Genomic DNA, 22,427 nt, shown 5'->3' on the forward strand with positions numbered 1-22,427 from the left:
AGATGTCATTACTATTTTCGATGTCGATATGCTAATACCTGCTAATTAAAATGAGTTTTTCACAACGCTTCTAATAGCGCAGGCATTAATAAACGCCTTAAAACCAGACGTTTTGATCTGGAACTTAATTGGCGTGGCGGCAGGTATAGCGGTTGGTTGTATTCCGGGCCTCTCAGCTACCATGGCCGTTGCGATACTTGTCCCTTTTACCTTCGGGCTTGAACCTTTACAGGGCATATCCATGTTACTGGGCATCTATACTGGGACCATGCTGGGTGTAGGTATTCCTGCCTGCTTGTTGCGGATACCCGGGAATCCATCGGGAATAATGACTGTACGCGATGGCTACCCTATGGCCAAAAGGGGAGAAGCAGGTAAAGCCATTGGGTATGTGGCTTATTCTTCTGCTATAGGCGGTTTCCTAGGTATTATTGTCTTAATTGGACTGGCCCAACTGATATCTAAGATCGCGCTCCGTTTTGGCCCAGCGGAAATGTTTGCCGTAGCTATTTGGGGATTGGCATCCGTCTCTGATTTAACTGGGGATGACCTGATAAAAGGTGTAGTGTCGGGATTGCTAGGTCTGTTAATTGGGGTTATTGGCCTGGATACAGTTACAGGCATCCCGCGCTTGACCTTTGGTATCACCAATTTATTGAATGGTGTAGAATTCATTCCTATTATGATTGGGCTTTTCGGGATGGCTGAAATCATGCGCCAGTTAAAAAGCAGGGGCCAGTTTGATGTTAAAGTCGTGCACAAAATTGGCGGACTGATACTTAGCATTAAGGATATGCTAAAGACATTGCCTACAGTTTTGCGGGCGAGTTTTATTGGTATGTGGGTAGGAATTTTGCCTGGGGCAACGGGAGGAGCCATGGCTTCTATTCTAGCCTATGAATATGAGCGGAAACGGGACCCACACCCCGAACGTTTTGGCCAAGGTGCTCCGGAAGGCATTTGCGCCTCTGAAGCAGCTAATAATGCGGTTATTGGAGGAAATCTCGTGCCTTTGTTGACCCTGGGAGTGCCCGGGGACACAGTGACCGCTGTCCTGATTGGTGCCTTCATGATTCACGGCTTACAACCGGGACCACTGTTATTTAAAAATACACCGGACTTGGTTTATGCCATTTATGTCGCCCTTTTGATAGCTAATGCCTTTATGTTTATAATTGGTATTCTTGGTGCACGTTTCTTTGCCCGGATCATTAGCTTACCCCTGAATAAATTAATACCTATAATTGCCTTGCTATGCGTTACCGGAACTTACTCTGTGAATAACAGCCTTTTTGATGTGGCAGTGATGCTTATTTTCGGTTTAGTCGGCTATGTAATGGACGCCATTAAAATGCCGATACCCCCGATGATTATGGGTATAGTCTTGGGGCCTATGGCTGAATACAATTTCAGGACAGCAATGAAAACTTTCCAGAATGACTGGACTATCTTCTTTACCCGGCCCTATGTCCTGTTCTTCTGGATTCTTATCGTGCTGATGATCGCCGTACCGCGTATTAACTGGCGCCAACTTTTTGCTAGAAAGCAAAAAGAGCATTCCGGGAGTGCATTGCAGTAGGGCGATGTGGGGTGGAAGATGTCTAAGGCGTTTACTTGAGCGGGCTTCGGGATTACCTGGTACTTTTCGCCACCACCAGCGCAACATGGTGAATAGTGGTGGCCATAAATATCCCGCTACCTCCTATGATAATGGGCATAGTGCTTGGCCCCATGGCCGGGTTTAATTTAAGAATGTATGTAATATGTATGCAACATAGGAGTGTTCGCCAATATGTGTGGGGGATAGAAATGGAGAAGGCGAAAGTTCTCGTGGCGGATGAAATAGATCAGTGCGGACTAGATATGTTAACAAGATATCATGAGGTGCTTATACCCGAAGGGTTCAAAAAGGATAATGCCGTCAATTTGCTCAAGGAAGCGGATGCCGTAATTGTACGCACCTTTCCCTTGACGGCGGAAGTGCTGGTTAACAGCAAAAACCTCAGATTAATTGTTAAACATGGTGTTGGCGTTGATAATATCGATATCTCAGCTGCAACGAGGTTGGGGATTCCTGTAGTATCTACTCCTGACACAGCCACTTGGTCGGTGGCTGAGCATGCAGTTGCTTTAATGTTAGCAGTGGCCAGAAAAATAGTGCTGGCTGATCATGAAACGCGACAGGGAAATTTTAATTTCCGCAATCAGAGTAGAGCTTCGGAGCTCAATGGGAAAGTTTTGGGGTTAATAGGGTGCGGAAGAATTGGCAGCACCGTAGCGAAAATTTGCAAGTACGGATTTGATATGAAAGTCCTTTTTTACGACCCCTATATGAGTGAAAAGGGGTGCGTGGATTGGGGTACCCCCGTAGGTGAACTCTCTGAGATTCTGTACAGTGCTGATATAATTTCCATTCATTGCCCATTGACTTCAGAAACCCGGGGCTTACTGGATTGGAATTGCCTCAACAAGATGAAAAGGACCGCTATACTGATTAATACCGCCCGTGGTGGGATTGTAGACGAAGACGCTCTTGTCAACGCTCTTGAAAAAGGTATCATCGCGGGAGCAGGAATAGATGTGTTTGCTGAAGAGCCTCTTCCAAAAGAACATAAACTAACCAGGTTGAGGAATGTAGTCTTGTCTCCTCACTATGGTGCAGCGAGTCAAGAGGCGATGAAGCGTATGGCCTTGGCTGCAGCCCGGGCCGTAATTGATTATTTCAGTACTGGTCGGGTAGGAAACATTATTAATCCGGAAGTGTTGGAAGGAAGAGCTCATTGACAAAGGCATTTAAAATGAAGAGCCGCCTGGGAAGATGGCCTTGCACAATCGTGTGTTGTAGTCAAGGTGTTCACCTCTCGGGCGGCTTTTGTATTTCTATAAGGGGATACCTATTTGCCAACAGCTTTGGGAAAAGGAGTAATTTGGTTATAATGTGTTGCGGAAGGAAATTCTTAGTGTAAGAGCGAATAATTAGACCTTAGGTTTGAAGCAAGGCGAAAGATACAAAGGAGTTCACCTATGAAGGTTACAGCCGTTATACCAGCTTACAACGAAGCGGCCACTATAGGTTCCGTTATTGCAGTTTTACGCCAAGTACCTCTGGTTGATGAGATTATTGTGGTCAGTGATGGTTCAGAAGACGGCACGGCCGAAGTAGCTAGGGAACAGGGCGCTATAGTCATTGAGTTGGAGAAAAACTGCGGCAAGGGCGCAGCCATGGCCACTGGTGCTCAGCAGGCCAAGGGTGATATATTAATTTTTTTAGATGCAGATTTGGAGGGTTTGACTCCGTATCACGTAGAGAATTTGTTAGAGCCCGTATTGCAGGGAGAAGCGGAGATGACCATTGGTGTTTTCCACCGGGGTCGCTCCCTGACAGACTGGGCGCAGGTGATCGCTCCTCATTTATCGGGCCAGCGAGCCATACTTAAAGAGCTTTTTCTGTCAGTCGGAATAGAAGCCAGCCGCTTTGAAGTGGAAGTTATGTTGTCTAGTGTCGCCCGTGAAAAGGGCTGGAGGGTGAAAAAGGTGCCTTTATTTAATATGACCCATATAATGAAGGAAGAAAAGAGAGGTTTTACCCGGGGAATGGTAGCGCGCCTAGGTATGTACAAAGATATAGCGGGCTTTTTTTGGCGCTCAAGTCGAAAAAGGCGCAACTTCTTTCGGCCAATAGTATGGGTTTTGCTGTTATTGGGAGGCCTTGTTCTGTTAGGATTTGATCTATCCCACAGTAGAGTGGCCCGGGCCTCAGCGAAGCAATTAGCCGATTTAACCTTTACCAACGGGCAAGAGAGGATACTAGTGGTCTCACCACACCCAGATGATGAGGTGCTGGCGGCCGGCGGGCTGATTGCTCAGGCTAGAGCCAAAGGCAACAGCGTACATGTGGTGTTTGTTACCAGCGGTGACGGCTTTCGCCGTGGGGTGGAGGCATGGATGGGCGAGATACCACCCGAACCGAAAGATTTTTTGGCTTATGGTGAACACCGGCAGGAGGAAGCGAGGAGAGCCCTGGCCGTCCTGGGGGTAGAGCGCGAAGCCATATCCTTTTTAGGCTATCCTGACGGTGGTTTAGGTAAAATGTGGTGGGATTACTGGTCTCCAGGGGAACCCTATATTTCCCCTACTACCAATAAAAGTTCCGTACCGTATGCGGATGCTTTATCACCGGGAGCTGCTTATGTGGCACCGAATATAATAGCCGATCTTATCGAGGTTATACGCTCTTTCCGTCCTACTCTCATCTACGTAAGCGATACCGGCGATAGCCATCCAGACCACTGGGCTACCGGCGCCTTTACTTTGGCCGCAATGGCTGTCTACCCCCGGTTGGCAATACCCCAAGTACCGCAAATCTACACTTATCTTGTCCACTCAGGTTTATGGCAGCTAGCGCCGTCTCTTCACAAAGCCGATCCTTTATTACCCCCTAATTACTTCCTAGCCCGGGGGACGCCCTGGTATAAGCTTCCTATGAGTACCAAAATCTTGGAACAGAAAAAACAGGCTCTAAACGAATATAAGAGTCAAAAGGGGGTTATGCCCAGCTTTTTTGCTAATTTTATTCGCCCCAATGAGATTTTTAGCCAGGTAGTGATCAAAACCTTAGGGCAATTGCCAGTCCTTATAACGAGAGATCCCCAGGGGGATTCTTTTACCCAAAGGCTGGAAAAAGGGGGAGATTTTCGCGCCCTTTACCTGGCTTTAAATCAGGAAGGTCTGGACCTTCAACTGGACTTATGGGGCCCGGTAGACCCCAAAGTAACTTATCGGGTAGGGATATATGTTTGGAGCCAGGGTGAGGTCCAACCACTTGCCCGTTATACCTTTGCCTTTTCTCCTAGTAAGGGACAGGTTGTCAAATGGCTGGAAAAACCGGATAACTATAACGGTGAGGCGAAAGTAACTTATGAGGATAGGACCATTAAAGTGGAATTGAAGAATAGTCTGCATAACCTCATTTCCAAAGCTAATTACCTCATGGTGGAAGCAGACAGTTGGGTGAGCAGGGTGCCTTTGGACCGCATTCCCTGGCAGTTGGTACGGGTGAAGGGGGAAAATTAATCCATTGCCTCGTATATTTTGGGGTCTCGAGGAAGAAGTATTTATAACCGAACCGGATAGGCCGACCCTCCAATCTCTTTATTATCTGGCCCGCCTACTTTGGAGGTCACCGCGGGATTATTATACCCATACGGCCTGCAACTTTAACAGAGGAAGAGATTTACGCTGGGGATTAATGAGCGGGGTGGAAATTTCTACGGCTGTTCATGATAATAAAGAGGATCTATTAAAAGATTTGGCCCGGCGTCGCCGGGACCTGGCCTCTATTTGTTCCGGTCTGTTAGTACCTTTGGGCCACCTTTTAGATCAGGAAGCGCCGACCAATGTTTCCGGTATGCACCTGCATTTGAGCGGCTTTACTGATTTAGAACGCGCTTACCGTAATCTTGTTTATTTTTTGCCCCTGTTAGCTCTTCTAGTAGCCAATTCCCCCGGTGCCGGGGGACGGTTTTTTGGTCCCTCTTATCGCTGGGCCAGGGCCTTCGCCATCGGGCCTTTAAGAACTGATCGTGAGTACCGTTTTCAAGACTTGATTTACTCCAAGCGTTTGGGTACTTTGGAAATTAGAGTTTTTGATCCCGTTTGGGATCTGGAGCGTATTGGATTGCTATTGGAATGCGTTGAGGCAGTAGTGCTGGCGGATAGAACCTATCCAGGCACCATAGAACAATATAATCGCCTGCGGGAATTGGTAGCCCGAGAAGGTTATATTCAAGAGCTGCAACCGGTTTATAGAGAACTAAATAAATTATTACCCGTTCCGGAGGATTTGTTCCGGGAACCCCCAGCTCTTAAAGTCTGGCAGTTATGGCAGAAAAAGGGGACGCTGGCGGTATATAGTGCTCTGGATAATGCTTATCGGGGCGGTGAATTAGAACCGCGGGAAGTACCACCTATAGGTGTAAACTGGATAAAAATCCTGGCAGGTGTGTGTGGCTACTACCTGCCCAAGCTCCCGTATAACTTGCAAAAGGTGTGGGCGGAATGGTGAAAGCTGTGTTAATAGCGTTAGCCACGGTATTTATATTATGGACGGGAACGTTATTTTATCTGAGAAAAGTGTGGTTTTACCGCGATCCCTTAAGGATTCCTCCTGAAGGGGAAGGCCTGATCGTGGCTCCTGCGGACGGCAAGGTTGTTTATATCAAGCCCTTTAGAAACGGTGAAGTAATAGTTGAAAAGCTAGGCCAGGCCATACCGGTAACGGAAATTACCAAAGCTCCCCTTTGGGGTGACCGCGGTTGGATAATAGGCATTTATATGTCGCCTCTGGATGTCCATTTTAATTATGCTCCAGTAGATTCCCGGGTAGCCAAAATAGTGCATATCCCAGCTAAGTTCAATCTGCCCATGGTCGATCTGTGGGAATATATCCGCTTAACCTACTTCAGGCGGGCTGTCGACCTTTTCAGCCACCGTTACAGGCTGATAAATGAACGTTTGACCCTGTTCCTGGATGCAGGCGAGCTGAAACTTGCTTTAGTAGAGATTGCTGATAAATTTGTTAATAAGATTAAATGTTTTACGGCGGCGGGGGAAAGACTGCGAGCAGGACAAAAGATTTCCTTTATTGAAAGAGGCTCTCAGGTGGATCTAATTATTTTTAGCGAGGAAATCGAGTTTACCGTGAGGGTGGGTCAGCAGGTATACGGTGCCCAAACGGTAATTGCGCGGTATCGCCCCGAGGACAGGTGAGGGCTTTTATGGCACCGGGGCATGTTTACTGGCTGCTTTTTAGCCTGCTGCTGATCGAAGGGGTGGGAGTCCCCTTAATACCCTTTGAGCCTGTTTTTGTTGCCGCTGGCTATCTTATTGAGCGGGGCGAAATGAGCTTTTGGGGGGCTGTACTGGTAGGTACCGCGGGGAATCTGTTGGGCAACCTCATCGGTTACTGGCTAGGAGCCAGGCCGGCCAGGGCTTTCCTGGAAAAAATCGCACGTTTAAGCCTAGGGCCTCAAGCTATGGAACGGGCTACTTTTTGGTTCCGGCGCTACGGTCCGGCGGTAGTGGTAGTATCGCGCTGGTTCGGCCTGATTCGTACACCTGCTATTATTTATGCTGCGCCTTTGGGAATGGCAGTATTGCCTTATACCTTTTATTCTATTATAGGCGCCTTTACCTGGACCCTTGCCTGGCAATATGCTAGCTGGAAGGGGGTTCACCTTTTTTTAGGCTGGTGGCAGGTTTACCGCCGGCATAGCACGTGGTGGCTGGATCTGTTGCTGGGTAGCGTACTAGTGATTGCCACCATAGGGGGTATGTATTGTTACTTAAAAAGATGGCGCCAGCGGAGTGGCGCCTAAGTAGAAACCTCCTCTGAAAGCAAGTTTTTTAATGTTTCTTCGTACATTGCCCAAATGGGCTGGGAGAAGAGGACGAAGCGAACCTCGAGAAAACGGCCGGGTTTCTGCTTTAGATAATCGATAACTGTGCGTAGAGCAATTTTAGCGGCCCTTTCTAAAGGAAAACGGTAAGCGCCGGTACTGATAGAAGGAAAAGCTATTGTTTTAATGCCGTGGTTCTCGGCCAGGGCCAGGCTATTACGGTAGGCGCTGGCCAGGAGCTCATCTTCCCCTTTATGGCCGCCGGACCAGACAGGGCCTACAGCATGGATGACATAGCGGGCCTTTAAGTTTCCTCCAGAAGTTATTACTGCCTGGCCAGTAGGGCAGCCGCCCTTTTCTTCCCGGATACGTCGGCATTCCTCAGCTATGATTGAACCACCTGCGCGGTGTATGGCGCCATCTACTCCACCGCCTCCCCAGAGACCTTCGTTGGCGGCATTTACGATGGCTTCGGTATCCTGGACAGTTATATCTCCTTGCAGCAAAACTAATTTAGTTCCCCCAATAATTGTTTCCATAGGCGTGAAGCACCTCCTTTATTTAATTTTAACCATTCTTTAATGTTTTTGAATATCCTCTGTAAAAACATGTATGCACAAGAAGATGTTGGCATTGCTTTTCGCCGAGAATTTTATTATAATATATATCAAAACACTTATAATTGAATATTAGGAACGCTGAATCCCTGAACAGGGAACGGGGGAACCAACCAATTTTTTGGGGTGAATCCTGCGTTTTCTTAAGCAGGTAGGGTTAGCTTTCGACCCGAACCCGGCAGCTAACCTCGTAAGCGTGGAAAGCGCTAGGAGAAGGTACACACCTTCTTTGAAGGAGTGTTAGCATGCCCAAAACCCCGGTTTACCCGGGGTTTTTGTTTAGCTCCACCTGATTGATAAGGGGGGATATTATGAGCATTAATTTTACTAGGAGGTCGATGAATGAAAGGGAAAAGAGGCAAATTGCTTTGAAAAGGGCAGCAGAATTGAAAGCGCGTATCAGTGAGTATTTAGAAGCTAGAGACGAGATTCCTTGCGGGCGAGAGGTACAAGCGGAAATTAGTGCCCGCCAGAGGCGGATTATGGCTTATTTCGGTGCTACGGAAAAGGAATGGCAAGACTGGCGCTGGCAGGTACGGCACCGCATCACCACTGTAGAGGTTTTAAAAGAACTTGTACCTTTAACTCCAGAGGAAATGGAAGCCATTCAGGCTGTGCAAAAGGTTTACCGCTGGGCGGTTTCCCCTTATTACTTAAGCCTCATGGGGGACGATCCTACTTGTCCCATACGGCGCCAGGCTTTGCCCAGCAGGATGGAATTGGAAGACAAAATGGGTATTCCGGATCCTATGGCTGAAGAGCTTACTTCACCGGCTCCCTGTATTACCCGGCGATATCCTGATCGCTTGATTATTAATGTGACCAATCAGTGCGCTATGTATTGCCGGCATTGCCAGCGCAGGCGCAACATTGGAGAGGTAGATACGACCCGCAGCAGGAAAGAACTAGAGCAGGCTTTGGATTATATTCGGGCTAATCCTGAAATTCGGGACGTGCTCATAACCGGTGGAGACGCCTTAATGCTGAGCGACCAGATGTTGGATTGGTTGCTTACGGAGTTAGACCTTATTCCCCATGTGGAAATTAAAAGATTGGGGACCCGGGTACCGGTAACTTTGCCCCAGCGGATTACTCCCGAATTGTGCCAGATACTGTACAAACATCCGCCACTTTACTTAAATACCCAATTTAACCACCCCAGAGAGATTACCGAAGAAGCTAAATTGGCCTGCGACAGGCTGGTAGAGGCGGGAGTTGTCCTAGGCAATCAGTCTGTATTGTTGCGGGGAGTTAATAATCATCCTTTTATCATGCGCAAGTTAAATCAGGAACTTCTCAAAATCCGAGTGCGGCCTTACTATCTATTCCACGCTAAGCCTGTGGCTGGTACTACCCATTTTATAACTTCTATAAAAGAAGGTATAGAAATTATGGAGCAGCTTAGAGGCTATACTTCCGGGTTGGCTGTTCCCACTTATATCATAAATGCTCCTAACGGTTACGGCAAAACGCCGGTATTACCCCAATATGTGGTGGCCAAAGGGGAGGGGCAGGTGTTATTGCGTACCTGGGAAAAACGCATTTTGCTCTACCCGGATTTGGGCAGCCACTCTTTGTCTTAATTCTTGCCTTTCTTCTTCGCCCGGAGTATAATGGGAGCGAAAATATCCAAAACAGGGGGAAAAAGAAATGCGCATTAATGTATTGTGGCAAGGCGGCATGAAGCTGGTGGGAACAGGAGAATCCGGGCGGGAGGTAATCATGGACGCGGCACCGGACCACGGAGGTCAGAACGAAGGAGCGCGGCCTTCAGAAGTATTTCTGATGGGTATGGCGGGGTGCACGGCCCTGGATGTGTTATCCATTTTGGCCAAGAAGCGTTTAACTTTGAAATCCTTTTCTATAGAGGTGGAAGCAGAACGCGCCGCTGAACATCCTCGGGTTTTCACCGCAGCTACCCTTATTTACCGCTTCACAGGAGATAATCTTCCGGAAGAGCAGGTCAAACATGCCATTGAGCTTTCCCTTAGCAAGTATTGCGGTATGGTCAATACCGTTAAAAGAGCAGCACCCATATTTTACTGTTATGAAATCAACGGCCAGCGCAGTGATGTGCAACCCGCTCCTTAAGCTCTGGTGGATTGTTTACCTTTCAGTTATGGCATTTTGTCCTATCTTCTGGGCCTGGTATATAGCGCATCCTGAACACCCAGGCTCCTTTCTTTTGGTTACGGGAGATATCCTGGAACTAAATCCTGCAATTGACCGTTAAATTTCCGTATGTTAGTATGACTTGGAGACGATTATATTAATATAGTATTCGGTGGTAAACGGATTTTAGAGGGAGGAATATAATTTGCTCCTTGACCTTAACCCAGTTGCCTTTCATATTGGGCCTTTAGCTGTGCGGTGGTACGGTATTTTTATGGCCCTTTCTTTTCTTTTCGGGTCCTGGTACTTATACCGGGAAGGTTTGCGGCGGGGCTTAAGCGAAGATTTCCTGCTTAACCTGGCCATGATTGTGGTGGTAGCCGGCGTGGTGGGGGCCAGGCTATTATTTGTCCTAGCCAATTATCCAGAGTGGTTTATCCAGGATCCGATACAGGTGCTGAAAGTTTATGAAGGCGGGCTGGCCTGGCATGGTGGCCTGTTAGGAGGGGTACTGGCCGGGTGGTGGTATGTTCGGCGCTACAAGATGGATTTTAACCTGCTGGCCGATCTAGCTGTTCCCGGTCTGGCCTTAGGCTATGCCCTGATAAGGATTGCCAATATTTTTAACCAGGAAGTGCTGGGCCGGCCTACGGACTTTTGGTTTGGGCGCTGGCCGGCCCAACCCGTCGGTAGCCTAATCGGGCTTATCCTTTTAATTCGGTATTTCTATCTCCAACGGAAAGAACCGCCTCCGGGATACCAGTTCTGGTCCTTTATTTTCTACCACCAGCTCCTGCGCGGACTGGTGGAGGAGACAATCCGAGACAATACTTTGGAAATACTAGGATACGTAGTGCCCCGGTGGGGCCTGGGCTTCTTCACCCTAGCCCAACTGTCTACACCTTTTGTCATGCTCTTGGCCTATTATTTTATGCGCAAGGCCCGTATTAACGGCCGCTCGAGGGGCAATTCCTACCGCTTGAGTTTGCTTCCGAGGCCAAAGGTTTAACCACATTTCAAATATAGACTACCATCTCTAGACGGCGCAAGGCATAAATGTCCTCCAAAGGATTGCCGGCCACGGCTATAAGATAGGGCATTTTATCCGGTTCAACGCTTCCCAGTTCTGTCTCTAAGCCTAAGGCCATAGCCGCTGTATTGGTTGCCGCCTGTAGGATAGAGTAGGCCGGTAAGCCAGCCTGGCTGAAAAAGGAAAGCTCATCCATGTAGCTCAGACCATGATAAACCCCTGGCGCACCCGCATCGGTACCTATAATCAGCCTGACCCCTAATTCATGGGCCCGGGCTATTTTTTTGATTTGCAATTCATAAGTGCCTTTGATTATATCCCGTTCTTCTCGGCTGTACTCGTCGTTTTTAGGACTCTGCAGGCGGTTAGCTACCGCAGCTACAGTGGGCGCCCAGAAGGTCTCCCGGTCTGCCATCCTTTTCAGGGTTTCCTCAGATACAAAGTACCCATGTTCAATAGTATCTGCTCCCGCTTCCACAGCTTGTCTTACGCCAGCATCTGAGTTAGCATGAGCCATAACTTTAAGACCTCTTCTATGGGCTTCCTTCACTAGAGCCTGAAGCTCTTCTAGGGTAAACTGTAAAGGTCCCACCTCTCCCCATTTGCGGAAAGTAACCAGGCCGGAAACAATTACCTTTATCTGGTCGCTGCCGGCAGCTATAAGATCATCCAGGATCCTCGGCCAGTCTGCCGGAGTCGTAATAGGTGGCCCCAAAAAAGATCCATAATATCCTTTTTTATGGATAGCTTTACCGGTAGCTACAATCCGGGGCCCTAAGCAATATCCCTTTTTAACCCAGTTTTTGGCTTGGAGGTTCCAGCCGGCTTTGTCCGAACCATCTCTAATGACTGTAATGCCATATTCCAGGGTGGTTTCTAATTCTTTTTTAATGAGCTCAGCCATAGCTTGGTTATCCTGCCAGCGGCTTAAGGAGGCTTCAAAGTCATGGCCATCCAGGGCTAAATGTACGTGTACGTCAATAAGAGCAGGCAAAAGAGTTAAATTGGGCAAATGGAATTGTTGGGCTCCGGAGTGCAGGTATTCAGATTGGGGTACCACCTGCTTTATCCGGCCCTGGCGTATAGATACGACCATTTTAGGCTTAAGTTCCGGACTTTTACCATCCCAGAGATAGTCGGGCAGGAGGTCCATGTTACTTTCTTGATTTAAACGTAATAGTTTCACACGCTTCACCTCCAAACAGCAACTATCCTACACCTTTTTATCCGTGAAAGCAAGCAATCTATTCTAAGAACTTTAACATAACATTAACCCAGATCTAATTGAGAATTAACAGAAGGATTATATAATCTTCTTGGTGGGTCAAGCCTGCCGTAAAAAGGGCCAAGGAGGAAAAAAGGCATGAATCTTAATATTCTAGGCAAAACCTGGCCACGGTTAGCGCTGGTAGGGTTCCTGGTGGTGGTTATGGTTCTGGCCATGGCTGGCTGTGGGTCCCAGAAAGAGAGCCAATCTGCCGACCAGAGCGGGAAGCCTGGTCCTGTAAATCTTAATGGTGCCGGAGCTTCTTTCCCCTATCCCCTCTATAGTAAATGGATACAGGAATATAAGAAGGTTAATCCCAATGTTAATATTGATTATCAGTCTATCGGTAGCAGTGGTGGTATCAACAATATCTTAAAGGAAACAGTGGATTTCGCAGGTAGCGATGCCCCCATGAAGGATGAGCAGCTGGCTAAAGCACCTGGGCAGATTTTCCATATTCCCACGGTGGCAGGTGCTGTGGTTATTACTTATAATCTGGAAGGTATAGGGAAGGGTTTGAAATTGACCCCTGAAGTTATTGCCGATATTTTTTTAGGTAATATCAAGACATGGAACGATAATAGGATTACTTCCCTTAATCCGGATATTAAACTCCCGGATAAAGATATAGCTGTGGTTCACCGCTCTGATGGTAGCGGTACTACCAATATCTTTACTGATTACCTGAGCAAAGTAAGCCCCACCTGGAAGGAAAAGGTGGGCATGGGTACTTCCGTGGAATGGCCCGTGGGTATCGGAGGTAAAGGTAATGAGGGTGTAGCAGGCACCATAAAACAGACGCCTGGTGCTATTGGCTATGTAGAATTGGCCTATGCTCTACAAAACAATTTACCTTATGCTTTTATTAAGAATAAGGCCGGCAAGTTTGTAGAGCCCACCCTGGACACAACTACGGCGGCAGCAGCAGGCGCTGCAACTACTATGCCGGAAGATATGCGCGTTTCCCTTACCAATCCGCCTGGTGATAACGCTTATCCCATCGCCGGTTACACTTATCTCTTGGTCTACAAGGACCAGAAGGATAAGGCTAAAGGCGAGGCTTTAGGCAACTTCCTCTGGTGGGCCATCCATGATGGGCAGAAATTGGCCAAAGAACTTCTTTATGCTCCCTTGCCCGAAAATGTAGTTAAAATGGCAGAAGCTAAGATTAAGCAACTTAATTATAAAGGCGAAACCTTTATCAAATAAATCTAACCGATAGGAGAAAAAAGTTTGCAGGGGGAAACTCCGAGAAGGTTCTCGGGGATCCCCCTATGCGTTCTTTATGCTATAATATCGTCGATCGAGAAGGAAAGGTGACCTGCTGGAGGTTAGGATATGTGGGGGAAAACAGAAATTGGTCGAATCAAAGACGTAATTTTTATTAGTTTTACTCGCCTAGCTGCGCTAAGTGTTATTTTTATAATATTAGTTATGGGTTATCAACTAGTTAAGGGTTCTGAACTGTCTTTTATGCGTTTTGGCTGGGAATTTTTAACTGGAACGCGATGGGATCCAGTACATGAAAAGTTTGGCGCTTGGCCCTTAATTTATGGGACCCTGGTATCATCTTTGGTGGCTTTACTCTTAGCCGTACCTTTGAGTTTAGGCATAGCCATTTATCTGGCGGAACTAGCCTCCCCATGGCTCCGTGAACCGCTCTCTTTTTTGGTGGAATTGCTGGCTGCAATTCCTAGCGTCATATACGGGCTATGGGGGCTTTTTGTATTAGTGCCCTGGCTCCGTACAACTGTACAACCCTTACTGGGGAAGACTTTAGGCTTTTTACCCTTTTTTCAGGGTCCACCCTTGGGTGTAGGTATGCTGGCAGCAGGGTTGATCTTAGCCATTATGATTTTGCCCATTATTACTGCAGTGTCCCGTGAGGTGCTTATGGCTGTGCCCCAATCCCAGAGGGAGGGAATGCTGGCCCTGGGCGCTACGCGGTGGGAGACCATCAGGATGGCTGTCCTACCCTATGGCCGTTCGGGTATTATTGGTGCCATTATTTTGGGTCTAGGTCGGGCCCTGGGAGAAACTATGGCAGTTACCATGGTCATAGGCAACCGGCCCCAGGTTTCCCCTTCATTATTTCAGTTGGGTCAGACTATTGCCAGCGTTATAGCCAATGAATTTAGCGAAGGCTTTGACGAGCTGCACCTTTCAGCTCTGATGGCGGCGGCGCTCTTATTATTTATAATAACCTTGCTGGTTAACATTATAGCGCGGTTGCTGGTGTGGCGAGTAAACCAGGGAGTGAGCCGGGAATAATGTGGAACCGCAAAATAAGAAGAAAATTATGGAACCGCTTTATGCTAACTTTAACCGTTATAGCCACGGTTATAGCCCTTATACCCTTAGCCAGTATACTCCTTTACGTTACAATTAGAGGTTTACCAGCCCTCAATCTGGATTTCTTTACCCAGCTACCCAAGGCTGTGGGGGAGTCTGGTGGCGGGCTGGCCAATGCTATTTTAGGCACCATCATTCTTGTGCTTCTGGCGGGGGCCATGGCCGTTCCGGTAGGAATTTTAACTGGTATTTACTTGGCTGAATTCGGTAAGGGCCGTCTGGCCTGGCTGGTGCGCTTCATGTGTGATGTACTCGCAGGGGTACCTTCAATCATTGTGGGCATTGTAGTGTATGGTACTGTAGTTTTGGCCATGAAGCGTTTTTCTGCCCTAGCCGGTGGCATAGCCCTGGCCATTATTATGCTACCTTTAGTGGCTCGCACTACAGAGGAAATGCTAAGGTTAGTACCACAAAGCTTGCGAGAAGCTTCACTGGCCCTGGGGGCTACCCAGGGGCGGACTATTAAGAGTGTAGTATTGCGCAGCGCGATGGGCGGTATTATTACCGGTGCTATGCTGGCCACGGCCCGGGTGGCAGGAGAAACTGCGCCTCTGCTCTTTACCGCCCTTAACAGCAGGTACTGGCCTACAGGGCTAGATGAGCGCATCGCTTCTTTGCCAGTATATATTTTTACTTATTCAACAACACCTTATGAAGATTTGCATCGTCTGGCCTGGGGGGCAGCTCTGGTGTTAGTAGCTATGGTATTGGCGACCAGTATAGCGGCCAGGCTGGCAGCCAGGAAGGTTAACGGAGGGAGATAGGTTTTGGCTATTAAAATAATGGTGGAGAATTTATGTGCCTGGTATGGCCGTAATCAGGTGGTAAATAACGTAACCCTGGCTATAGAGGCCAACCGGGTTACGGCTATAATTGGGCCCTCGGGCTGCGGCAAATCTACTTTCATCCGCTGCCTTAACCGCTTGCACGAACTTGTTCCTGGGGCGAAGGTCACGGGACGGGTTTTATTAGATAATCAAGATCTTTATGCTCCCGGAGTTGATCCCACGGAAGTACGCCATAAGATCGGTATGGTATTTCAAAAACCTAATCCCTTTCCCACTATGTCCATTTTTGATAATGTAGCAGCTGGTTTGCGCATCCATGGTTTAAAGCCCGGCACCAGATTAGAAGAAGTGGTAGAGAGAAGCTTGCGCATGGCAGCTCTGTGGGAGGAAGTGGCGGATCGCCTCCATATGTCGGGAGCTAGCCTTTCGGGAGGACAGCAGCAACGGCTTTGCATTGCCCGGGCTTTAGCGGTGGAACCAGAAGTGCTCCTTATGGACGAACCTTGTTCGGCCCTCGACCCGGCGGCGACTTTGAAAATTGAGGATCTCATAAGTGAGTTAAAAAAGAATTATACTATTGTCATTGTTACCCATAATATGCAGCAGGCGGCCCGGGTCGCAGATTATACGGCTTTTCTTCTCAACGGTGAGCTAGTGGAATATGGCCCCACTCCAGAACTCTTTACCAGGCCCCGGGATAGGCGGACAGAAGATTATATTACTGGCCGCTTCGGGTAAGACATTCTCTTGAGATTTGTCGAAACTTTAGGTAGAATGATCTTGGCGGGTAGAAGGGAGAGGGCTGGTGTCGTTTTCAGAAATTAATATTCTGCTTGAGAAGCTGCGCCTTCATAGCATGTCTACTTACCAGCATTGCCGCAATGTTAGTAACCTTTGCTGGGCTTTAGGGCTAGGCCTGGGATTACAAAACAAGGAAGTAGCACTTATTGCCCTCGCGGGGTTGCTACATGATATTGGAAAAATGCGGGTAAAACCTTCTATTTTGCATAAAGCCGCTAGATTAACAGCTGATGAATGGGAGATCATGCGGAAACACCCGGAATACGGGGTGGAGATACTGGCTGCCAAGGCCAAGCTAAAGGTGCTGTGTCCTCTGGTTTGTCATCACCATGAGCGATGGGATGGTAAAGGCTATCACGGTCTTACAGGGGAAGAGATTCCTTTGGGAGCTCGCATTATTGCCCTGGCAGATGCCTTTGATGCTATGACTTCGTCGCGGGCTTACCAGTATTCCAAAAACTTGCGCGATGGCATTCGAGAACTGGAGCACGGAGCGGGAGCTCAATTTGATCCCCGATTGGTGGAGCTGTTCTTTGAAATAATGCCTGAAATTCTAAAAAGAAATAGCTACCAGGCCTCTTAGTTGGTGGTTTTTATTATAACTCGAACAGGCCCGAGCCATAATAAGTTAGAGTGAGAATTAAGGAGGGAAAGGTAAAATGGCTGGGCCGATGGCAGGGGCTAATAACGCCCCCCAAAGTTACCGTTGTAGTCGTTGTGGAAATACTTTTGTTGCGGAACCGGGAAACAAAGCTATTTGTCCTATCTGCGGCTTTAACTGTAGCGCCGGCAGATGCCAGATGCTAGAAGCTTCAGATGAAGGATATTGAGCCGAGTTGCAAGGGTTTAGTTTGTTATGTTTTCAATAAAAGATCTCCAGCGTAAGGCAGCTGAGCCGGGTTTAAGGTTGGGGGCCGTTCCGGCGGGGATTGTTTTTGAGCGCGGGCTGGAGAAACTTTTGCGCCGGGAGGAAGAAGGGTGGAAGACTCCCTTTGCTACCGGCAGCCTGGAAGTGCGGTGTCAGCCCCTAAAAATGTTTCCCCAGGCCAGGACAGTGGTGACGGTTGCTTATTCCTGGTATTTTCCTGCTGATGAACCACCGGGACTTAAGCAGGGGACCATTGCCATGAGCGGCCGGGGGGAAGATTATCACCGGGTTTTGACTCGTCTCTTAGAACCCTTGGCCGAGTGGTTAAAAGACCGAGGGGCAACTTGGGCCATTATACAGGTAGATAATGGGCCTTTGCTCGAGCGAGAAGCAGCTTTTTGGTCCGGCCTGGGTTATTACGGCTATAACTGTTCTTTAATTGTGCCTGGGTTAGGGTCCCGGGTTGCTTTGGGATTGATTGTTACGGATTTAGATGTGGAGCCAACTTTGCCGAAAGAGGAAAAGCGTTGCCAGGGGTGCGGACGTTGTCTGATAGCCTGTCCTACAGGGGCTCTTATTTCGCCTTATACGTTACAGCCCGAACGTTGCCTGTCTTACCTTACCCAGAAGCGTGGTTTCCTTCCTCGAGAACTGCGGCCTTACCTGGGGCAAAGACTCTTCGGTTGCGATGTTTGCCAGGATGTCTGCCCGGAAAATGAAGGTTTGAATTTAGCGGGGGCTCCCTTTGTATATCCTGATTTGGTCCAGATTTTAACTATGGACCATCAAAGATTTAACGAGCTTTTCGGTTCTACGGCCCTGGCCTGGCGGGGTAAATCTATTTTACAACGCAATGCAGCCATTGCTCTGGGCAATGCTCGCTGTACAGAAGAAGCAGCTTTATGCGCTTTAGAGGGGGCTCTTACCTCTCCTTCGCCAACGGTACGTGGTCACGCAGCCTGGGCTTTGGGGAGATTAGGGATTCCTAAGGTACGAAAGGCATTAACGCTAGCTTATGGGAGAGAAACAGATCCCGGTGTTAGGGAAGAAATTAAGGAAGCCTTGGATAATATTTAAACAACAATAGACAACAAGGCCCTTGACTTCTAAGAACCCAGCCAAGGGCCTTATGTTTTTTCAAATGCCTTACTTTAAGAACCTAAAGGCTTCGGGGTCGGCAATAAAAGCTTCGTAGAGGGATTTGTTCTTGACGGCAGGTGTGGGTTGGGGTAGATTAGGTGCGGCCACAAGTTTCAGAGCAACAGAGTTCTGGTAGTTGGGGTTTCTCACAAACTCGCCTTTTTCTCCTTGGCCTTGCAAATAATAATAGGCAGCGCCGCGCTTTTCCCGGAAAGGACCGTATAGGGAAGAAAAATGGCTTTCCACCAAATTGGCCATAACCAAGGGGGTATTACCTGGGTTAATAGTTACATGGCCGTAAGCAGGAGGGATATAGACTTTATCCCCCTTTTTGGCCTCCACCGCGACAATTTCTTCTACATCGCCGCTCCGGCTATTCTTTTGCAGTAGGTAAAGGGCTTCTCCCTCCAGAACTTCATAATACTCAGGATAAGTTTCTGAGGAATGGGGTTTTAAAGGATGAAAATGTCCTATGGTTTTAATATATTCTCCTTCGATGGTTCCTGGTAAGATTACTGTAATGTCGTAACGGATATCATTTTTAGCAAAAATTTCCTCGTCCTTGGCGAAACATACGCCTCGGTACATATAATAAAGGGGACGGTCGCTAGGCGTTACATTGCTAGCATAAAGCACGGGTAAAGCATCTGCCATGCGACGAATATCTGGTTCGGGAAAGACAATTCCAGGTTCAAATTGTAATAATCCATCCGCTTTAATAAAAAAGTCTTTACCCAATAACATGGAGGGAACCTCCTCTAAATAATATCGGCTCCATTATACCGTAGAATGTTTTTCCCTACCATACATTTCCCGGAAAACCTTAGTAATGATGCGCTTTTCTTCTTCATCAAACAGTCGAGTTACGGAAAATTCCACCACGGTGGTAATAGAACCGTCTGGCAGCTGATAAATTTCCGACTTAATAACGCGCCCGTAGCCCAGCACTTCTTCGCTCTTGGTAACAATCAATGCTTCTAAACCTACGGGGTGGGTCAATTTATGCCCCTGGCGAAAATAGCCCAGGATAATGTTGCCGCTACTGCGCCTCCAGAGGAGTAAATTTTCCCCCTCCCCCTTTTGCTCACCGGGTTGTTGGGGTAGCTCATCCACTGGTAAGCGAATAAGCCAAGTAAACTCATATTTGTAACCCACATCCATCCCCCGCCGTTTATTTTTTGCTCATAAAACTAGATTTAATTCGGTTTTCTCTAGCCCTTTCCTTCTTTCTTTTAAGCAATTATTTATATCTTCGCCTTATTATATGGGCTAGGCCTCCTTTGGTGCAAGCCCCGTTGGGGCACCTTCTTTTTCAAGCATCCTATTCATATTATATAATAACCCTTTACTTTAAGGGGGAAGAGCTTTATGAAAATTTTGGAGAGGTTAGAGGAATACCGACGGGAAGAAAAAAAATTGGCCTGGGAAGGGACCTTTAAAGACTACCTTCAATTGGTAATTGCCAATCCTAAAATAGCCAGGCTAGCCCATGCTCGTATTTATGATATGATCGTAGCGGCTGGAGTGGAAGAAGTAGAAGGTGTTAAACGCTATCGTTTCTTTGCTGATGAGATTTTCGGCCTTGACCGTACTTTGGAAAAGCTAGTAGAAGAATATTTTCATGCTGCTGCCCGGCGGCTGGACGTACGCAAGCGCATTCTCCTGCTTATGGGTCCCGTTAGCGGGGGAAAGTCCACCTTGGTTAATTTGCTTAAGCGGGGGTTAGAACGTTATACTCGCCAAGATGAAGGAGCAGTTTATGCTATTAAAGGTTGTCCTATGCATGAGGAACCTTTACATCTTATTCCCCAAGAGCTTCGACAAGACTTTATGGATGAATACGGTATTTATATTGAAGGGAACTTGTGCCCTTACTGTCGGTTGATGGTAGAGGAAAAATATGGTGGACGAATAGAAGAGGTACTTGTACAGCGCATCTTGTTTTCCGAGGAAAAAAGAATAGGTATCGGCACTTTCAGTCCTTCCGATCCCAAATCCCAGGATATTGCGGACTTAACGGGAAGTATCGATTTTTCCACTATTGCTGAGTACGGCTCGGAATCTGATCCCCGGGCTTACCGCTTTGACGGCGAGCTAAATAAAGCCAACAGGGGATTGATGGAATTCCAGCTTATTCTTAGACCCATACAACGATAGTCTGATAATAGAAACCGCCTGGATGTTCCAGGCGTTTAAGCGGAATGATAAGGGAAAAAGAATTAAGGTACAGTAAGGTGGCTCGATGTTTTACGCCACCTTAAGGTGTTCAATAAAAAGTTCTTTTTTGCTCCATGTATGAACTGTTGAAATAAAACTTAACACACTTATTTCTTCCGGTCGCCAAATTAAGCTAATATCATTAATAAGGGAAATACGCAATCCCTTATCAACAGTAACTTGTGCAATATCTAACCATAAACGTGATATTCTATCTACTGTTGAGCGTGTACCTTCGGGAGAAGTCGTGGAAACTAGTTTAACAAGTTTTATAGTATTACGTACTTTTACTCCAAAATCAATATCATAAATCAAGGTAGAACCGCCGCGAACCGGATAGTCTTCTTCATACTCAAGATTCTCGCTTTCAAGTAGCTCTCTCACCTCTTCTTTAAAAGCTGCGGTACTTTTAGGCCGGATAGTATACAACAAATCACAGACCCTAGTAATAGCTTGCGCCATTCGTAACATAGCTTCACCGATTTCATCGGGCGATCTTAGGTTAATAAATAGATGGCCTTTTAAATAACTAACACCAAAAGACTTGAGAACATCTTCAAATATCTCAGTTCTACTTCTTGAAGTTCTTATTTCGAAATCATAAGTGCCAAGATAACGTAAGGTTTCTCCCATATCGGTAATCACAATGTGACTATTTGAGGGCAATATAAACAAATCAATATCATCCCCATCAGGATAACTAAATGGTGTTTTAATGGACAAAAAGTCCCCCTTATCTTCACAAGTAAAAAGCGAAGAGAGAGAATTATATAGTTTATCCTTAATTTCCCAGCACTTCATATCTCCACAACTCCAGTTGTTCTGGCGGCAAGGGCGGCAACTTGCCGTTATATGAGATATTACATTCTCTAAGAAATTCTTCAAATACCTGATGTATCGGTGCCCCTGTTGTTATATCGTCCGGTTCGTACGCCCATTTATCCTTGCAACAGTCTTGCCAGGAATGCTTATGTTTATTCCCGACCTTTTTAACTCCATGAATAGGGCAACGAAGTGTATGAGTTTTTCCCACGTCGAGAGCTTTAATCCTAAATCCATTATATATTATTACGAAAGAAAAGCGATCCAGTTTTCTGTTATAGCTCCCTTTCATAAAAATACGACCTGGATAGTCACATTCAATTGAGACGCGAAATTCGTAAACACCACCACGATTTGGATCAGTTTTCCATTCAATAGGTTCTAAAATGGATTTTGGAATTGATGCTATAATGTCGGCTACTTGTTTATTTATCTTCATGCTGTCTGTTAAACCCCCATCTCCTCCAACACACTCTACTTTAGCCCCTTAATTTTATGACAACCTATTTATTCTTCTCCCTTATTAAAAGCTGCCTACGGAATAACTTGCCTTCACCTCTTTTACAAAAATTCACCCTCCATCTTATTTAAGTCTGAGTTTTTCTTTTTCTAGGTGCTGAGATAGGCTATCCCGGTCCCAAAGGATTACCCCTAACCTCTTGGCTTCCTCTCTTGCTTGTTCGGTAAAGCGCTGATTGGTCACAATCATGGCATAGTGACAGCCATAATATTGCTTGCCCCTCAATACTTCCCCTATAACCCTTGCTCCAATTTTGCCTTCCCTAGCAGCTAGTTTTTTGGCCTGGACTGCTATTTTAACTCCCTGGGGATTAGTAAGGATAAGGTCTGCCCCGTGGTCTTTATAACCCCGTTTCAGTTCGACTTTGTAGCCTAGGTTCTGAAATAACCGCCGAAGCCTAATCTCAAAATCTCGGCCGGGTAAGCGTCAAATACAACCCACCTTGGCACAGTGCTCGAGTTTAAGGGATAATCTTCCTCAGAAAACGAACTGAGGA

General features: G+C 47.1%; 22 protein-coding genes, 2 pseudogenes and 1 riboswitch. Of the genes and pseudogenes, 17 read left to right on the plus strand and 7 right to left on the minus strand.

Annotated elements, in window-relative coordinates:
• Positions 1-112: 112 nt before the first annotated feature.
• The 6 genes from AC1BI1_RS13975 to AC1BI1_RS14000 all read left to right on the plus strand — a co-directional run bounded on the left by AC1BI1_RS13975 (position 113) and on the right by AC1BI1_RS14000 (position 7,376).
• Positions 113-1,579, plus strand: a complete 1,467-nt coding sequence (locus AC1BI1_RS13975) for a tripartite tricarboxylate transporter permease (RefSeq protein ID WP_476717920.1) — start codon at positions 113-115, stop codon at positions 1,577-1,579.
• 230 nt (positions 1,580-1,809) lie between these two features.
• Positions 1,810-2,784: a hydroxyacid dehydrogenase gene (locus tag AC1BI1_RS13980; protein ID WP_476717921.1), complete on the plus strand. Its 975-nt coding sequence runs from the start codon at positions 1,810-1,812 to the stop codon at positions 2,782-2,784.
• Between the two features lie 240 nt (positions 2,785-3,024).
• Positions 3,025-5,073 (plus strand): PIG-L family deacetylase, encoded by a 2,049-nt coding sequence (locus AC1BI1_RS13985; RefSeq protein WP_476717922.1) that lies wholly within the window; start codon positions 3,025-3,027, stop codon positions 5,071-5,073.
• Positions 5,074-5,077: 4 nt separating this feature from the next.
• Positions 5,078-6,064: a hypothetical protein gene (locus AC1BI1_RS13990; RefSeq protein WP_476717923.1), complete on the plus strand. Its 987-nt coding sequence runs from the start codon at positions 5,078-5,080 to the stop codon at positions 6,062-6,064.
• On the plus strand, positions 6,058-6,768 hold the full coding sequence (locus AC1BI1_RS13995; protein WP_476717924.1) for a phosphatidylserine decarboxylase: 711 nt from the start codon (positions 6,058-6,060) through the stop codon (positions 6,766-6,768). Before AC1BI1_RS13990 ends, AC1BI1_RS13995 begins: the two co-directional genes overlap by 7 nt.
• 8 nt (positions 6,769-6,776) lie before the next feature.
• Positions 6,777-7,376 (plus strand): DedA family protein, encoded by a 600-nt coding sequence (locus AC1BI1_RS14000; RefSeq protein WP_476717925.1) that lies wholly within the window; start codon positions 6,777-6,779, stop codon positions 7,374-7,376.
• On the opposite strand, the gene AC1BI1_RS14005 is transcribed toward AC1BI1_RS14000, so the two are convergent.
• Positions 7,373-7,936 (minus strand): O-acetyl-ADP-ribose deacetylase, encoded by a 564-nt coding sequence (locus AC1BI1_RS14005; RefSeq protein ID WP_476717926.1) that lies wholly within the window; start codon positions 7,934-7,936, stop codon positions 7,373-7,375. The two genes, AC1BI1_RS14000 and AC1BI1_RS14005, sit on opposite strands and share 4 nt — an antisense overlap.
• 147 nt (positions 7,937-8,083) lie before the next feature.
• Positions 8,084-8,225: riboswitch (cyclic di-AMP (ydaO/yuaA leader) on the plus strand.
• Positions 8,226-8,325: 100 nt separating this feature from the next.
• Between AC1BI1_RS14005 and eam the strand changes: the two genes are divergently transcribed.
• The 3 genes from eam (at position 8,326) to AC1BI1_RS14020 (ending at position 11,135) form a co-directional block, all read left to right on the plus strand.
• Entirely contained in the window at positions 8,326-9,597 is a 1,272-nt protein-coding gene (gene eam, locus AC1BI1_RS14010) for a glutamate 2,3-aminomutase (protein WP_476717927.1), read from the plus strand.
• A 67-nt stretch (positions 9,598-9,664) separates the two neighbouring features.
• Positions 9,665-10,105, plus strand: coding sequence for an OsmC family protein (locus AC1BI1_RS14015; RefSeq protein ID WP_476717928.1), 441 nt, complete (start codon positions 9,665-9,667; stop codon positions 10,103-10,105).
• A 226-nt stretch (positions 10,106-10,331) separates the two neighbouring features.
• Positions 10,332-11,135: a prolipoprotein diacylglyceryl transferase gene (locus AC1BI1_RS14020; protein ID WP_476717929.1), complete on the plus strand. Its 804-nt coding sequence runs from the start codon at positions 10,332-10,334 to the stop codon at positions 11,133-11,135.
• Positions 11,136-11,142: 7 nt separating this feature from the next.
• On the opposite strand, the gene AC1BI1_RS14025 is transcribed toward AC1BI1_RS14020, so the two are convergent.
• Positions 11,143-12,342 (minus strand): amidohydrolase family protein, encoded by a 1,200-nt coding sequence (locus tag AC1BI1_RS14025; RefSeq protein ID WP_476717930.1) that lies wholly within the window; start codon positions 12,340-12,342, stop codon positions 11,143-11,145.
• A gap of 177 nt (positions 12,343-12,519) precedes the next feature.
• Between AC1BI1_RS14025 and pstS the strand changes: the two genes are divergently transcribed.
• The 7 genes from pstS to queG all read left to right on the plus strand — a co-directional run bounded on the left by pstS (position 12,520) and on the right by queG (position 18,309).
• The gene (pstS, locus tag AC1BI1_RS14030; protein WP_476717931.1) at positions 12,520-13,632 is read left to right on the plus strand and encodes a phosphate ABC transporter substrate-binding protein PstS; all 1,113 of its coding nucleotides are present in this window, start codon (positions 12,520-12,522) and stop codon (positions 13,630-13,632) included.
• Positions 13,633-13,761: 129 nt separating this feature from the next.
• Positions 13,762-14,694, plus strand: coding sequence for a phosphate ABC transporter permease subunit PstC (pstC, locus tag AC1BI1_RS14035; protein WP_476717932.1), 933 nt, complete (start codon positions 13,762-13,764; stop codon positions 14,692-14,694).
• Entirely contained in the window at positions 14,694-15,539 is an 846-nt protein-coding gene (gene pstA / locus AC1BI1_RS14040) for a phosphate ABC transporter permease PstA (protein WP_476717933.1), read from the plus strand. Before pstC ends, pstA begins: the two co-directional genes overlap by 1 nt.
• Before the next feature lie 3 nt (positions 15,540-15,542).
• The gene (gene pstB / locus AC1BI1_RS14045) at positions 15,543-16,301 is read left to right on the plus strand and encodes a phosphate ABC transporter ATP-binding protein PstB (RefSeq protein ID WP_476717934.1); all 759 of its coding nucleotides are present in this window, start codon (positions 15,543-15,545) and stop codon (positions 16,299-16,301) included.
• Positions 16,302-16,368: 67 nt separating this feature from the next.
• Positions 16,369-16,947, plus strand: coding sequence for an HD-GYP domain-containing protein (locus AC1BI1_RS14050; protein ID WP_476717935.1), 579 nt, complete (start codon positions 16,369-16,371; stop codon positions 16,945-16,947).
• Positions 16,948-17,023: 76 nt separating this feature from the next.
• Positions 17,024-17,194 (plus strand): hypothetical protein, encoded by a 171-nt coding sequence (locus AC1BI1_RS14055; RefSeq protein ID WP_476717936.1) that lies wholly within the window; start codon positions 17,024-17,026, stop codon positions 17,192-17,194.
• Between the two features lie 26 nt (positions 17,195-17,220).
• Positions 17,221-18,309: a tRNA epoxyqueuosine(34) reductase QueG gene (queG, locus tag AC1BI1_RS14060; RefSeq protein WP_476717937.1), complete on the plus strand. Its 1,089-nt coding sequence runs from the start codon at positions 17,221-17,223 to the stop codon at positions 18,307-18,309.
• 69 nt (positions 18,310-18,378) lie between these two features.
• On the opposite strand, the gene AC1BI1_RS14065 is transcribed toward queG, so the two are convergent.
• Entirely contained in the window at positions 18,379-19,116 is a 738-nt protein-coding gene (locus tag AC1BI1_RS14065) for a glucose-6-phosphate isomerase family protein (protein ID WP_476717938.1), read from the minus strand.
• Between the two features lie 33 nt (positions 19,117-19,149).
• Complete coding sequence (locus AC1BI1_RS14070) at positions 19,150-19,533, minus strand: hypothetical protein (protein WP_476717939.1); 384 nt, start codon at positions 19,531-19,533, stop codon at positions 19,150-19,152.
• Between the two features lie 207 nt (positions 19,534-19,740).
• On the opposite strand from AC1BI1_RS14070, the pseudogene AC1BI1_RS14075 reads away from it, so the two are divergent.
• Positions 19,741-20,514, plus strand: a pseudogene (locus AC1BI1_RS14075) (protein prkA); the annotation flags it as partial.
• Positions 20,515-20,619: 105 nt separating this feature from the next.
• On the opposite strand, the gene AC1BI1_RS14080 reads toward AC1BI1_RS14075, so the two are convergent.
• From AC1BI1_RS14080 to AC1BI1_RS14090, 3 genes and pseudogenes are all read right to left on the minus strand, one after another.
• Positions 20,620-21,390, minus strand: coding sequence for a DUF1828 domain-containing protein (locus tag AC1BI1_RS14080; RefSeq protein ID WP_476717940.1), 771 nt, complete (start codon positions 21,388-21,390; stop codon positions 20,620-20,622).
• The gene (locus tag AC1BI1_RS14085) at positions 21,371-21,850 is read right to left on the minus strand and encodes a hypothetical protein (protein ID WP_476717941.1); all 480 of its coding nucleotides are present in this window, start codon (positions 21,848-21,850) and stop codon (positions 21,371-21,373) included. The genes AC1BI1_RS14080 and AC1BI1_RS14085 overlap by 20 nt, the downstream gene beginning before the upstream one ends.
• 144 nt (positions 21,851-21,994) lie before the next feature.
• A pseudogene (locus AC1BI1_RS14090) lies at positions 21,995-22,342 on the minus strand (restriction endonuclease); the annotation flags it as partial.
• Positions 22,343-22,427: the final 85 nt, after the last annotated feature.

It is taken from the genome of Thermanaeromonas sp. DSM 22490, assembly GCF_056378755.1.